Here is a 14,318-nt window from a genome sequence, read left to right on the forward strand (position 1 = left end):
TTTCCATAAAATTTCCGGATTTAAAACAATTGATTGTTACTAAAGTTTGAATTGTAGAGTTTTACCGAAATATCAGGGAAAACAAAACTAAAGAATAATGTCTGTAAGCACAATAAAAACAGCTGGTTTAACAGCTGATCTGGAGAAGAAATTTGAACATTTATGGCATCTGGTAGGGAATACGCCAATGCTGGAATTACACTATACATTCAAAGGAAAAGCAGGGAAAATATATGTGAAATGTGAACAGTATAACCTGACCGGTAGCATCAAAGACAGGATTGCCCTGTTTACCTTATATCATGCCTATAAAAACGGTCAGATTAAACCCGGTGATGAAATTATCGAAGCAACCAGCGGTAATACAGGAATAGCTTTCTCTGCGATAGGTAAGGCAATGGGACACCCGGTTAAAATTATTATGCCGGACTGGTTAAGTAAAGAGCGTATAGATATTATCAAAAGCCTGGGTGCTGAAGTTGTACTGGTGAGTAAAGAACAGGGCGGATTTTTAGGTAGTATTGAATTAGCCGAATCTATGGCCCTAAAGAATGAAAATACTTTTCTGCCCCGCCAGTTTGAAAATAATGATAATCCGAAAGCGCATCAGGAAACCACTGGAGTTGAAATCTGGGAGCAGCTCAGACTGAATAATTTAATGCCGGATGCTTTTGTGGCAGGAGTTGGAACAGGAGGAACGATTATGGGAGTTGGCAGGTATTTAAAGACGATGAACCCAGCTGTAAGAGTCCATCCTCTGGAGCCGGCAGAATCTCCGACACTGACAACAGGTTATAAAGTAGGCAGCCATAGAATACAGGGGATTTCTGATGAGTTTATTCCGGAAATAGTAAAACTGGATGAAATGAATCAGGTAATTCAGGCTAATGATGGCGATGCAATATTGATGGCTCAGAAACTGGCTGGTCAGCTGGGACTGGCTGTTGGGATTTCTTCCGGAGCCAATGTTATAGGCGCAATCAGCTTACAGCAGGAATTAGGTCTGGACAGTTGTGTGGTTACTATATTTTCGGATAGTAACAAGAAATATCTGAGTACCGATTTAATGAGAGCAGAACCCGTTAAAGAAGGCTATTTAACTCCGGAAACAGAGTTTATCAATTATCATCCGATATGCAGACTTAAATAAAATACGGGGAATTTAAAAGGCCGGCAAATCTATGTTGTAAATGCATAGATTTACCGGCCTTTTAATGATCTTTCCGCCTCAATAATACACTCTTTTAATTTTTACGTGGGTTCATGATCTGAATTGCCTGACGGGTACTGTTAAATGTAGGGGTATGATTATAATCCCTGCTCATTCTGTAAGTTCCTACACCAGCTGTTCCATTTGTTTTGGCCCATTGAGCAATGTCCCATAACCATTTGGTCGCTTTTGCATCTCCACCAGGAGTATCCTCAGAACCATTAGGATATTTAAATTCATCGCCGTTGGTCAGCACAACTAATTTAGTTTTATCAAAAGCAGTCAGCAGTGGGGTAAGGTCAGAAGTTTTGCTGCCGCTCCAGCGGCGGCTTCCACCAACATAAGATTGGAAGTTTACGTAGGTATAATTGCTTTTGAAAGGAGTATAAATAGTATTGTAACCCAGGCTACCGCTTGCCACATCTACATCCGTATCATAAATAAATATAGGTTTTACACCTGCTTTGGTTAAGTTTCCGGCAAGTGCATTAGGACCAAAATATTTAGCTACAGACTGTAAAACTGCTTTAGCATTGCTGGCTGGTGCATCGCCACCAAAAGTACCGGTTTCAATATCCACATCAATCCCATCCCAGCCCATGCGGGTGATAAATTTATCATACATAGCTTTAGCCCAGTGGTCATAAGTACTGTTTGCAGACAGGGTGGTTTTTTGAGTTGTTGTGGTATCTTTTGCTGACCCGTCATAAAAGGCATCATTTCCAGGAAAAGTGCAGGTCAGGATTTTTGTTCCTTTTGCCTGTAAGGTTGCCCAGTGTGAAGGATCTTTGTCCCATCCGGCAAAGGCGATTACAATATCTACGCTATCCGGTACATTGAGCATAGAAGAGGCTTCTGCAGGATCATTGCCATCTGCTACCAGGTAACCCAGATAGAGCTGATGTGCACTTTTTTTATAAGCCAGTAAATTTTTCAGATAATTCGGATCTGAAGTAGTACCGCCTGTAGTGCCGCCTGCATCAGTGATTTTTTTGCAGGAGCTAAAGGCGATAACTGAAATGACAAGGACAAAAATTCCCTTGTAGAGTTGGATGAAAGGTTTTGTTCTCATAGTTGATATTGGTTTACATTGGTTGTTTTGAGTCGGCGACCTAAATGCTAAAACAATTTAGTTTATTTATTGTTTTACTATACAACTGATTTTTAGTGTTTTGTGTTGAAGGGTTGACTCCGGAGTTATAAAAAGACAGGGCGGATCTAAGAAATCAGTCTGGCGATGCCAAAAGCAGCAGCAGCGGCAATAAGACCTATTGCAGTGACCTTGATTGCACCTTTCAGGGCAGGCTGTCCGGTCACCTGGCTTTTGAAATAACCGAAAATAAACAGACAGCAAGTCGTAATAATTGCAGAAAGCAGTAAACCGCTATGCGGATCTGAAGTCAGGAAATAGGCTGACAGGGGTAATAGTCCGCCGACACAATAAGCAATACCTATAGTCAGGGCACTATTTCTGGCTCTGTTGATATCAGGTTCTTCCAGTCCCAGTTCAAACTTCATCATAAAGTCTACCCATTTGGTTTTGTCTTTAGCTAATTGATTGGCTAAAATAGTTTGTCCCTGTTCATCAATACCATATCCGGCAAAAATATCTTTAACTTCCTGTAGCTCTTCTGCCCTGAAATGCTCCACTTCGTTGTATTCTCTGAGTTTTTCACTCTGATAATGTTCCTGTTCTGTTTTGCCGGCTAAGTATCCGCCCAGCCCCATGGCAATACAACCGGCAACGATCTCAGCCAGACCAGCAGTAATAATAATAGTATTGTGCTGTACAGCTCCGCTTAGCCCGGCTGCGAGTGCAAAAGGGACAGTCAGTCCATCACTCATTCCAATGACAATATCAGAGATAAATGCAGAACTTTTAAGATGTTTTTCCTGATGCGTCTGGTTCATAATCTATTTCAATTCAAAGTTTTTGGGTTCTTTTTCCAGACCATTGAGGATAATGGATAACTGATGCCGGCCCGGATAAAATTTTCTGGTCGTAATAATTTTGAAACTTTGTTTTCTGCTGATGATGGTATTCTCATCCGGCAGGAAATCACGCTCACTGATTTTAAATACTTTTTTAGCCATTGAGCCATTTAATCTTTTGTAGTAAATGGCATATTCCAAACGAATTTTCTGGGTATGCTGAGCCGTATTTTTTAGGGTTATGGTAAATTCAAGACTATCACCAACAGCAACTTCAGGAGTTAATATTTCAAATTGGTTGAGTTCGATTTGTGTGCTTTCCAGGCCATAATGAGCTAATATCTGATGATGCCCCTGCTTAAGCAGGCTGCGGCAGCCATGTTTAATAATCGCATCGGTTTCTTTACTGAGCCCCTTCCATCTGCCAGCTATGGCAATTACAATTTCAGGATGATCTTTGGAGATATCATTTAAGCTGTTGGCTACACTTTTTCGCACCCATTCTGAAGGATCGTTTTTTAAATTTTCCAGAATTGGAAGTATTGGCGAAGGATCTTTTTTTAATCCGGGTACTGCCATTGCCCAGGGTAATCTTGACCTGCTGCCTTCGCTGGCAAGCCTTCTTACTTTGTAGTTTTCATGCAAAGACCATTGTTCCATCTGTTTCATCATTTGCTGACGATACTTAACCAGAAATGGTCTGACAGAAAATTCGCAGGAGATAAACTGTGTAATAAATTCTATTGCGCCAACTGAAGTTTCATAATCTTCCAGTCCGAAGGTTTCAATATAATCAGGTAGAAATATGTAGGCTAATTTATCTTCTCCGGTGTCTTCAGTTCTCAGCTGATCAATTAAAGAACACAAATGTGAGACGGCCTGTGAGTAACCGGCTGGCAGGAACTGATGGATAACCAGAGTCGTATGATGCATCCGCTGTTTCAGTTCCATCAGTGCAAAATTTTCTGTATTGATCAGGCTGATAAATTTCTTCCTGTCAAATTCAGGATTTAACTTTATCAGGCTGTCTGCCAGTTTGTGATAAAAGGAGGCTGAATATATATCTTTTAATAAACTCATTTAATACGAAAGGCACCAGATTTTATCGCCTGATGCTGGATAAATATAGTGCCTTTCCCTTTTAGAAATGTCATTCAAACGGAATAAATTAAGCGCCGTTAATCCTCTTTTTGTCTAATACCAGTAAGGTCAAACTGACTGTTGATCTGACCTGTTAAGTTATCACTATCCTTTTTCAGCAGGTTCATTTCCACTTCACCACTGCTATGATCAAATTTAACCACCACTGTAGAATCGTTGAGGGTAATAGCAGTGAAAGGCATGTCTTTTTTTTCTTCTTTATCTGTAATGCTTCCGGCTAGCTTGCCATCTTTCAGTTCAAATTTTACCAGCGCTTCTGTATCACCTTTAGGCAAGCCTTTAATGACGATATTCCATTTGCCAACAAAATAGGCATCATTTTTTTGAGCATGTGCAGTATGCGTAAATAATAACAATAGTACGAATGAAAAAATAAAGCCTGCCTGTTTCATAATGTTCTGATTATATGTTTGTTTATACGTAAATATAATTAATAATCTGCTAAACGGAAACAGCCGGTATCCCTGTTTTGTCAACATAATACCGGCTGTTTTTAAGTATTTTAGCTTAAGCTTATCTGGCCTGATCAATCGCCTGCTGAATGATAGTTAATTCATCTGTATGCAGCGTGATGTCCATAGTTTTTGCATTATCAATTGCCTGGGCTGCATTTCTTGAGCCTGCAAGTACGATACTTATTCCTGGCTGCAGGGTAGTCCATCTTAACACCAGCTGTGCGACTGTAGCATTTTTACTGGTTGCGATAGGTTCAATAGTTTGCAGTAAAGCTTTTACTTTTTCAGGATCAAACTGGCCAAAATAACCGTTACGGTGATCATTGGATTTAAGTTTGGCATCTTTAAAATATTTACCGGTAAGTAAGCCTCTTTCCAGCGGGCTGTAAACAATAATACCAATATTGTTTGCCAGCGTATAAGGAACGATTTCTTTTTCGATCTCTCTGTTCAGCATACTGTAAGAAACCTGGTTTGATGCAAGGCTGATAGTTTTTTGTGCTTCTTTCAGCTGATCAAGACTATAGTTACTGACACCTGCCGCTCTGATTTTTCCTTGTTCTATCAATAAATTAAGCGCCTCCATAGTTTCATCTACCGGTGTTGTCGCATCTGGCCAGTGTAATTGTAAAAGGTCAATATAATCTGTCCGCAGACGTTTCAAACTTTCTTCTACCTCTTTAATGACATTAGCTTTAGAAGCATATTTATAAACAGGTATGCTTTTACCATCTGCACCTGCATCAAAAAAGAATTCTCCTTTTCCATTGTTGCTGCCATCCCATACCAGGCCGAATTTATTCAGTAACTGAATTTTTGAACGGTCTCTTCCTTTAATAGCTTCACCGATTAATTCTTCGCTTAATCCAAAACCATAAAACGGTGCTGTATCGATACTGGTCACTCCATGATCCAGTGAAGCATGTATCGCATCAATAGAGTCTTGTTTTTCATTTCCTCCCCACATATTTCCGCCGATAGCGAAAGCACCATGAGTAATTACTGATAAGTTTAAATCTGTATTTCCTAATTTTCTGTATTCCATAATAATGATTATTGTAATCTCTGCAGGAGAGAGGGATTAATCTACTCTCTCAGTGATATAGATGATGGGTTTGCCATCCAGTATTATTGCAGCATCTGCGGCAAATTTTTTAATATGAGGTGTTGCGTTATGTAAATCCCATTCTTGCCGACTTGCCCATTCTTCATGGAAAATAAGCACGTTCGGATCTTCCTGAGCCTGATGCAGATCGTATTGTATACATGCTGCTTCACTTTTTGAACCGATTACCAGCGTTTTTAAAAGCGCTTTTAATTGTTCAGCGTTTCCTGGTGTACTTTTAATTATAGCTGTTAGATAAAGACTCATTTTCTTGTTTTTGATTAATAAAAGTTTTGGTTAAATGTTCCTGATATGAATTCATATCATTGACAATGTCAGCATTCTTTTCTACATCATGAAAATGTATACCTTCCAGTGGTGTCATGCCGGTAAAAGCATTCATCCGGTGGAATCCGAATAATACACCATCGTCTGCACTGCGCTCATTAAAAAATTCGCCTGGTAAAGTGAAGGCTGTGGCCGGTGCATTCCATGAAGAAGTAACCATATATTTTTTTCCGTGTAAGGAGCCGCCTGTACCATAATTAATATTCGGATTAGCTGAAGAACGACCATCACTTCTGTATATCCCTTTCTGATGACCTTCAGTAAATACCTCGTCAATATATTTTTTCAGCCCGTTTGGTACCTGAAACCACCAGATTGGTGTATGATAAATAATGACATCGGCCCATACATAGTTTTCTACTTCTGTTGCAGGATCATAAACGTCATTGATATCAGTAGATCTGATCTCAAATCCGGGTTGATTTTTAAAGAAGTTTATTGTAGCATTGAAAATTGTATTGTTAAAACGACCTCCAGAGTGTCCAAAGATCTGGCCTCCGTTAATCACAAATATTTTTTTAGTTTCCATATTGCAGATCTTTTAATTGCTGATACAAAATTAATGGTTCCAGGTGTCTCATTAAAATAGCATGAATCATAGTTATGTATCATAATTATGATATATAAAAGCGCTCCTGTAAAATGCTTACCATAAAGCATAATGAGAAACCTCTGGCATTTCAATCGTTTGAAATGAAATATCAAACGATTGTGTTTCTCCTATTTTAAAATACCGGTAGGGCAGCATAACTGATCAGGTTATCTTAGGTTGTAAATCTAAAACATTAACTATGAGACTATTGAAGAACCTGAAAATGGGCGTAGCCCCCTTAATGATCGCGCTTTTGCTATGCTGTATTTCCTGTAAAAAAAGCGAACCGGATCATACTCCTGATGCCGGCAGTTTAAAAAAGAATCTGCAGACTGATACCTTATCAGATTATACTTCTGATTCTCCTTACAATCTGAATGTTATTTATTTTATCGGGAAAGACCGGACACCGGATAGTGCTTATCAGCAGCGTATCAGTTCATATATGCTGCAGTGTCAGGATTTCTACCGTACCTGGATGGATAAAAACGGATATGGTAAAATTACCTTTGGTTTGCTGAAGAACAGTGCTGATTTAATCAAGATTACTACGATTACCGGAGTGAATGACCAGGCTTACTATGTTTCTGCCAAAAGCGGAGTGATCAGATCAGAAGTTGATGCTTATTTTGCCGCTCATCCACTGGAGAAAACCAGCCAGACATTATTAATGATCATGGGCTGTAAAGATCATGATGATGCGAATGGAAGAGCTTTTTTTGGCAGTGTAGGTGGCAATTACTGTTATGCAGTTGATTATCCAACGATGTTTGAAGATGCAAAAGCTGGCAAAACTGCTTATGTCGGTGGTCTTTTTCATGAATTGGGACATGGTTTGGGTTTAGCACACAATGGAGGTTTAAAGACTGATTGCGCAGTTAACGGAACTTCTCTGATGGGGTCTGGAAATACGAGTTATTTAAAGTCGCCAACTTTTCTGACCCTTGCAGATTGTGCTACTCTGTATAATAATCAATGTTTCAGCACGACGGTTAAAACGGGCTGGTATGTAACGCCATCGACTGCTATCAGCAGAATACATGCAAAAGTAGAGAACAATACCATTATAGTCTCCGGAAAATACACTTCCAACGCAACGGTCAATTCGCTTAATTTTTATAATGATCCCGGTACTTATGATGCCAACGGGAATATTCAGAATATTGGAGTCAATCTGGATTATGATACTTCGGTATGGACTAAACCTCCGGTTAGTGTAGACAGTTTTTACGTAGCGATGCCTTTTAGTGAATTCCGGGCAAATCATGATGGCCCATATCAGTTGCGCATTCGCCTGCAGCAGGTCAACGGAAGTTTTCAAACCAAGTCTTATAATTATAAAGTGGTTGGCGGAACTCCGGTTTTTGATCTTCCATAAGGTAATTAAACATGTCCGGAATGCCCCCTGAAAATGACTTTTTAAGCAAGCAGGACTATCAGACTTATCATTTAATTTAGATCTGAACAAAAAATTATAATCATGGGAACAATTCTGACAGACACAGACCAGACTTTCAATAATCTTGTAAAAACTGTTTCATCTTTTGATGAAGGACAATTAAATGAAATCCCTTTTGAAGGAAGCTGGACTGCCGGACAGGTAGTGCAGCATCTGATTCTGGCGAATTCCGGATTTATAGAAGTGATGCAGGGGCCGGTTAAGGAAACCGAAAGAGAACCTGATCAGCTTGTAACGAGAATCAGGGAAGACTTCTTAAACTTTGCTACTAAACTGCAGGCTCCTGAGTTTATTTTGCCGCTGCCTATCGATTATAGTAAAACCAGACAGCTGGGAACACTTGAAAATATAAAAAGTGGACTACTGCATCTGATAGAGACTACCGAACTGGATAAGACGTGTCTGACATTTGAACTGCCTGTTTATGGGTTTTTAACAAGAATGGAAGCTGTTTATTTTGTGAATTATCATACACAGCGGCATAACAATCAATTGGAAAATATCTATCAGCACTTGCTGAGGTCAGCAAGCTGAGCTATCCGGCAGGCTCTGATTTCGTGATCTTTTTATAAAACAGAAGTTAAGTTGAACAGATGTTTAACAAGTGTAAGTGATCGGAGTTGAGAAGGGGTTGATAAGGCCCCGGGCCTTATCAACCCCTTCTCAACTCCGATCACTTACTTACCTTAAACCTGCTTCTGGCTTTCCAGCCATAACCCGGTCTTTAACCAGGAACAGCTACAAGGATAATCCTGCTTCCGGGAAACTAATTACAGTGTCATTTATGCTCAGATCATGCAGGATTTTTTTTGTCTGAGGGCTTTTTTCTTTTACCTTTAATTTGTATTTAAACTTCTGGTCAATGAAAAATACAACACAATTGTTAAAGCAATTGAACATTGATTATCCCGTAATCCAGGGAGCTATGTTAGGCGTTTCCACGCCGAAAATGGCTGCCGAAGTATCGCAGGCAGGTGGTTTGGGTACTTTGGCTGCTGGCGGTTTATCGCCTGAAAAAACGATACAGCTGATCAGGGAAACCAAACAGTATACGGCTAAAAAATTTGCGGTCAATCTTTTTGCTCATGATGTACCCCGGGAGATAGATATTCAGGACTTTAATCATATGCAGGATTTCTTACAGGCCTACTGTAAAACCAATCAGCTTCCTTTTGAACTTAAAAAACCAGAAGATCTGCATTTCTATAGTTATCAGGATCAGATTGATATACTGATTGATGAAAAAATTCCTGTGGTCAGTTTTACATTTGGCATGCTTAACCCGGCAGCTATTGCTGCTTTAAAGAAAAACAACAGCCAGTTGATTGGTACGGCAACCGCTGTACAGGAAGCTATAGCGCTGGAACAAAGTGGAGTAGATATGATCACTGCACAGGGGGTGGAAGCCGGAGGACACAGAGGGTCTTTTTTAAATCCGGATCAGTTACCGCAGATTGGTGCAATGTCCCTGACTCCGTTGATTACAGATGCTGTTAAGATTCCTGTACTTGCAGCAGGCGGGATTTCCAGCAATAAAGCATTGAAGGCTGCCATATTACTTGGTGCTGCCGGGGTGCAGGTAGGGAGTTTATTTATACCTGCTGATGAAAGCATGGCAGCAGAATGTTATAAAAATGCTGTTTTAAACGCTGCTGATGAAGATACTCAACTGACCCGCGCCTTTTCGGGAAGATGGGCGAGAGGACTCAGCAATGCTTTCATGAAAGCTGTAGAAAAATCAGGGCTTAAAATTCCGGAATATGTAGTACAGAATAGCCTGACATCGGCCTTGCGTAGTTATGCACAGCAAAACAATCTGAAAGATTTTATCTCCATGTGGGCAGGGCAATCCTCTTCAAAAGCGGTAAGAGGAAAAACCAGAGATATTTTTGCCGCATTGGTGAAAGATGGCTGGGAATGAATTTAACGAATTTAAAAACGCAGGATTATGGCAATGTTCAAAGATGTAAATGCCTTTAGTGGCTTCTCTGTATTCGATATACCCACTGCAATAGATTTTTATGAACATAAGCTGGGGCTGAAAACTTCCCGGACTATGGAGCAGCTGGTGCTTCATCCCGGAGGTGGAGGAACTATATTTGTTTATGCTAAACCCAACCATGTACCCGCAACTTACACTGTACTTAATTTTCCGGTTGATGATTTGAAAAATGCTATGGATGAATTAAGCAAAAGGGGTATAGAATTTATCATTTATGATGAAGAAGATTTTAAAACTGATGAGTATGGCGTTTTTCATGGGGGTGGCCCGAAAATAGCCTGGTTTAAAGATCCCTCCGGTAATATTTTATCTGTTCTTGAAAAACAGTAGTGTTTAGGTCTGCAGCAGAAATGATCTGGCGCAGAAAGCTTGTATCAGCATCAGCTGTTGATCAGCTGATGCTGATGATTTGCTAAATAGCGTCGTAGATTACTACTTTTTCAAATAATACTCTGAATTCATCCAGAAAGGCTTTATGTACAGGGTGCACCTGATATACATCATGCGCAGCAAGATCTTCAAAGAATAACACTAAAGAAAAAGTGTAGGTTGTATCAACTACAGCACGCTCAATAGGTGCGGGAACTCCAGCATGAAGAGATTTTATAACTTCAATGCTCTCTAAAGATTGTAGTCCGTTTCTGAATGCTTTTTTTTGATCTTCAGTGGTATCAGCTTTTAACCAGAATAAAACGTGATGTGCTATCATAGTATCTATTTTTAATTTTTTTATGCAAATGTAATAACCTCCATGAGCTTATCAGGGAATAGTTAACATTGTTTTTTAAATCTTATATTTATGTATTAAAAAAAGAATCAAATGATAAAACTTGGTCTTCTTCTAACCAATCAGTATAGATTATTGAGTGTAGCCGCTATACTAGACGTTTTTGAAACTGTAAATAAACTTTATCTCCAGGACGGCCACCCTGCAGCTTTTCAGATTGATTTGTTTTGCAGTGATAATCATCTGCTCAGCAAGCCCGGAACTTATTTTTATGGGTATCAGCCGCTGTCTATACAGAGCCCTTCAAAACAGGATCTGATTTTGATTCCTTCTTTTATCAATGAAGATATCAAACATGCAATCGCTGAAAATTATGCTGCAGTTGGCTGGTTAAATCAGCAATACCAGGAAGGGGCAGAGCTGGCCAGTTTCTGTACCGGAGCTTTTTTACTGGGCGCAACAGGATTACTGAACGGTAAAATTGCCACTACCCATGTAGACGCCTGCACTGAATTTGCCATTGCATTTCCGGAAGTCAGTCTTCAGGCTGATAAAACGGTCACCCAGGACGGCAGGTTATACACCAGCGGTGGGGCAACTTCAAGTTTTCACCTGATGCTGCATCTGTTGCAGATACATTGCGGTAATTTAATTGCCATTAAGATTGCTAAACTGTTTGCTATCGATATGGACAGACATACCCAGTCTTATTTCAATACTTTTCAGATTTCAAGAAAGCATAATGATGATCTGGTAGCCATGGCACAGCAAAAGATAGAAACTGCTTATCATAATACCGGTACCATTGAAGAAATGATCAAAGATATCCCGGCAAGCAGAAGAAATATTGTGCGTCGTTTTAAACAGGTGACCGGGATTACGCTGATTGAGTACTTACAGCAGACCCGTATTGAGGCTGCAAAAAAATTACTGGAACAAACTGTGGAACAAATGACGGAAGTAATTTATAAATCAGGATATAACGATCCTAAAGCTTTCCGGAAAGTTTTCAGAAAGACTGTGGGAATGACTCCCAGTGAATACCGGGATAAATTTTATCTGGGTACCAGGGCCTGATCGGAAATGAAGAACAAAATAACCAGAGTTATTGCACATCGTGGTGCATTTAAGAAAAATAACTTCCCGGAGAATTCAATCGCTTCATTGAAAGAAGCGATCAGGTTGAAATGTTACGGGTCCGAGTTTGACGTCCATCTTACAAAAGATCATATAATTGTAGTTAATCATGATGATGATTTTCTGGGGATGCCGATTGCACTTTCTACCTATGCCGAATTGAGGCAAAAAACGCTACATAATGGGGAACACCTTCCAACACTCGAAGACTATCTGAAAGAAGGGATGAAGCAGAATGAAACCAAACTGATTCTTGAAATCAAAGTTGCACCAAACCTTCCGGCTACTTTACAGCTTACTGATGCAGTGTTTGAAATGGTACAGCGATCAGGTGCAGGCCCATGGATAGAATATATCAGTTTTAGTTATGAAGCGCTTTTAAGAATATTGCATCATGATCCGGCGGCCAAAACAGCATTTCTGGCCGAAATTGATGATGAGCTGCCAGTAGAAACATTAAAAAGAGATCATATTCTGCAGCTTGATTATGACTACAAAATATATCAGGAGGGGGACTGGTTTAACAGCGCGCATCAATCGGGAATGACTGTCAATGCATGGACTGTCAATGAAAAAGCCGATATGTTAGCATTGATGGCTAACGATATCGACTTTATCACGACTAATGAACCGGAATTACTTTTTAGCCTGTTATCATAGTCTTAACGTGCAGGAGCAATGTTTTTATAGATAAAATTATGAATCGATGCGGTAGTTGCTTTCAGATCTGCAGATAAATACCAGATGTTATTTACCCTGATCCCTTTACTGGAAGAATCCAGTGGGAACCTGGCTTGCTCAATACCTTTGCTTTTTGAATTTAGGATATCTCCGCCTATTTTAAATAAGTTCATTCCGGATAAACTGGTTTCCATATTTGGTAAAATCTGATTCATGAAAACCGGGTATAACTCCGGACCCGAACCCTTCATTTTATTGAATAGGGCAACTAATACGGTTCTTTGTCTTTCAGTTCTTTCATAATCACCACGACCAACAGCCCTGATTCTGGTATAGGCTACGGTTTGTCTGCCGGTTAATTTCTGAAGACCAGGACTGGTGACATCAACCGGTGGGATATTCTCAATAATAGAGACCTCTTTCAGATAATTATTCAGGAAGGGAATCTCTTCAGGTTTAACATTGATTTCTACTCCGCCAAGAGCGTCAATCATTTTGGCTGTACCAAAAAAATCAACATTGATATAATCCTGAATATCCATATCGAAATTCTGATTGATGGTCTTAATAGCCAGCTGAGGGCCTCCTAAAGCAAATGCTGCATTGATCTTGTCCATCCCTTTGCCTTCAATGTTAACATAGGTATCTCTCAAAATAGAAGACATTTTGATTTTTTTAGTGACCTGGTCTATAGTGATAATCATAATCACATCAGAATTTCCTTCGTCCTCTTTATTTCTTCTGTCTACTGCAAAAAGAGCAATATTTATTGGCGGACTGGCAATAGCAGAAATTCTTTTCTGAGTTTTTGGGGAAATCCCCAGTGCGGCCGGAGTTTTAATTAATTTAACCACAGTACGGGGCTTTGCTGCCTCAGTATTATTGCTGTTAACTGCTAAAGTATCCTGGGCAGAAACCGCTAAAGATAGGGTGCTTAACAGCAGTAAGCTGAATAGAAAATGTTTCATAATTATGGGGTAATAATTCAATTAATTATTTGTAATCTATTTACTATCTGCAAATTATGTGCTGTAATTGTAATCAGGACATATTGTTTTGATGTTCAGGAGGCTTTGGCCTGCAGGCTGATTTTGCGTTTTTTGCTATCGGGGGTATAAATTTTACAGTTAGTTGAGATAATTCCCCTGATTCTTTGTGATTGCGGGAATTTAGACCCGGGTTTGTTCCAGTTTAATACAATGATAACATTGGATGTCCGGATCGGGTAAAATCAGTCTCATCTTGCAATTCTAAAGCTCCTGAATGAAATGTTTGCTTATAAATCCGGGGTTCAGGCAAAATAATTACGGGGATTAATAACCCGGGATATATTTTTTGTCAGCTAATCCCTCAGGAATTATGAGCAGTTTGAGATCTTGGCAGGATATTGGGAATATAGCATGCAGATTCAAAAGATATGAACTAACGGTAAAATATTTTATCAGAATTATTAGTTATAAAACTGGTGTTTATTTTAATTCGTAATTGTTGAAAGGTTATATAACTTGC

16 protein-coding genes are annotated in these 14,318 nt (G+C 39.5%); 7 read left to right on the forward strand and 9 right to left on the reverse strand.

The features are described 5' to 3' along the window. The first annotated feature begins 97 nt into the window (after window positions 1-97). On the forward strand, window positions 98-1,150 hold the full coding sequence (locus PL_RS21345) for a PLP-dependent cysteine synthase family protein (protein WP_041877690.1): 1,053 nt from the start codon (window positions 98-100) through the stop codon (window positions 1,148-1,150). A gap of 94 nt (window positions 1,151-1,244) precedes the next feature. On the opposite strand, the gene PL_RS21350 is transcribed toward PL_RS21345, so the two are convergent. From PL_RS21350 to PL_RS21380, 7 genes are all read right to left on the reverse strand, one after another. Next, on the reverse strand, window positions 1,245-2,282 hold the full coding sequence (locus PL_RS21350) for a glycoside hydrolase family 18 (protein WP_041877689.1): 1,038 nt from the start codon (window positions 2,280-2,282) through the stop codon (window positions 1,245-1,247). A gap of 146 nt (window positions 2,283-2,428) precedes the next feature. Next, window positions 2,429-3,121 (reverse strand): VIT1/CCC1 transporter family protein, encoded by a 693-nt coding sequence (locus PL_RS21355; RefSeq protein ID WP_041877687.1) that lies wholly within the window; start codon window positions 3,119-3,121, stop codon window positions 2,429-2,431. A gap of 3 nt (window positions 3,122-3,124) precedes the next feature. Further along, the gene (locus PL_RS21360) at window positions 3,125-4,222 is read right to left on the reverse strand and encodes a DNA alkylation repair protein (RefSeq protein WP_041877685.1); all 1,098 of its coding nucleotides are present in this window, start codon (window positions 4,220-4,222) and stop codon (window positions 3,125-3,127) included. Window positions 4,223-4,320: 98 nt separating this feature from the next. Continuing rightward, window positions 4,321-4,695, reverse strand: coding sequence for a hypothetical protein (locus tag PL_RS21365; protein WP_152620244.1), 375 nt, complete (start codon window positions 4,693-4,695; stop codon window positions 4,321-4,323). Between the two features lie 121 nt (window positions 4,696-4,816). Next, complete coding sequence (locus PL_RS21370) at window positions 4,817-5,803, reverse strand: aldo/keto reductase (RefSeq protein ID WP_041877680.1); 987 nt, start codon at window positions 5,801-5,803, stop codon at window positions 4,817-4,819. Between the two features lie 36 nt (window positions 5,804-5,839). Next, window positions 5,840-6,130, reverse strand: a complete 291-nt coding sequence (locus tag PL_RS21375; protein ID WP_041877677.1) for a putative quinol monooxygenase — start codon at window positions 6,128-6,130, stop codon at window positions 5,840-5,842. Next, window positions 6,102-6,740, reverse strand: a complete 639-nt coding sequence (locus tag PL_RS21380; RefSeq protein WP_041877675.1) for an NAD(P)H-dependent oxidoreductase — start codon at window positions 6,738-6,740, stop codon at window positions 6,102-6,104. Before PL_RS21380 ends, PL_RS21375 begins: the two co-directional genes overlap by 29 nt. Before the next feature lie 262 nt (window positions 6,741-7,002). Here PL_RS21380 and PL_RS21385 point away from each other — a divergent pair, with 262 nt between their 5' ends. The 4 genes from PL_RS21385 to PL_RS21400 all read left to right on the forward strand — a co-directional run bounded on the left by PL_RS21385 (window position 7,003) and on the right by PL_RS21400 (window position 10,594). After that, window positions 7,003-8,181: a hypothetical protein gene (locus tag PL_RS21385; RefSeq protein ID WP_152620243.1), complete on the forward strand. Its 1,179-nt coding sequence runs from the start codon at window positions 7,003-7,005 to the stop codon at window positions 8,179-8,181. A gap of 102 nt (window positions 8,182-8,283) precedes the next feature. After that, window positions 8,284-8,796: a DinB family protein gene (locus PL_RS21390; RefSeq protein WP_041877670.1), complete on the forward strand. Its 513-nt coding sequence runs from the start codon at window positions 8,284-8,286 to the stop codon at window positions 8,794-8,796. Window positions 8,797-9,124: 328 nt separating this feature from the next. Then, window positions 9,125-10,183, forward strand: coding sequence for an NAD(P)H-dependent flavin oxidoreductase (locus PL_RS21395; protein ID WP_041877668.1), 1,059 nt, complete (start codon window positions 9,125-9,127; stop codon window positions 10,181-10,183). Between the two features lie 27 nt (window positions 10,184-10,210). Beyond that, window positions 10,211-10,594, forward strand: a complete 384-nt coding sequence (locus PL_RS21400; RefSeq protein WP_235324411.1) for a VOC family protein — start codon at window positions 10,211-10,213, stop codon at window positions 10,592-10,594. Between the two features lie 82 nt (window positions 10,595-10,676). Here PL_RS21400 and PL_RS21405 read toward each other — a convergent pair whose 3' ends face one another. Next, window positions 10,677-10,973, reverse strand: a complete 297-nt coding sequence (locus PL_RS21405; RefSeq protein WP_348620342.1) for a Dabb family protein — start codon at window positions 10,971-10,973, stop codon at window positions 10,677-10,679. A gap of 111 nt (window positions 10,974-11,084) precedes the next feature. On the opposite strand from PL_RS21405, the gene PL_RS21410 reads away from it, so the two are divergent. Further along, on the forward strand, window positions 11,085-12,068 hold the full coding sequence (locus PL_RS21410; RefSeq protein WP_041877666.1) for a GlxA family transcriptional regulator: 984 nt from the start codon (window positions 11,085-11,087) through the stop codon (window positions 12,066-12,068). Window positions 12,069-12,074: 6 nt separating this feature from the next. After that, window positions 12,075-12,788, forward strand: coding sequence for a glycerophosphodiester phosphodiesterase (locus PL_RS21415; RefSeq protein WP_052495985.1), 714 nt, complete (start codon window positions 12,075-12,077; stop codon window positions 12,786-12,788). Between the two features lie 2 nt (window positions 12,789-12,790). Here PL_RS21415 and PL_RS21420 read toward each other — a convergent pair whose 3' ends face one another. After that, window positions 12,791-13,777, reverse strand: a complete 987-nt coding sequence (locus PL_RS21420; protein WP_041877664.1) for an LCP family protein — start codon at window positions 13,775-13,777, stop codon at window positions 12,791-12,793. Window positions 13,778-14,318: the final 541 nt, after the last annotated feature.

Source organism: Pedobacter lusitanus (assembly GCF_040026395.1).
In the GTDB taxonomy this organism is placed as follows: domain Bacteria; phylum Bacteroidota; class Bacteroidia; order Sphingobacteriales; family Sphingobacteriaceae; genus Pedobacter; species Pedobacter lusitanus.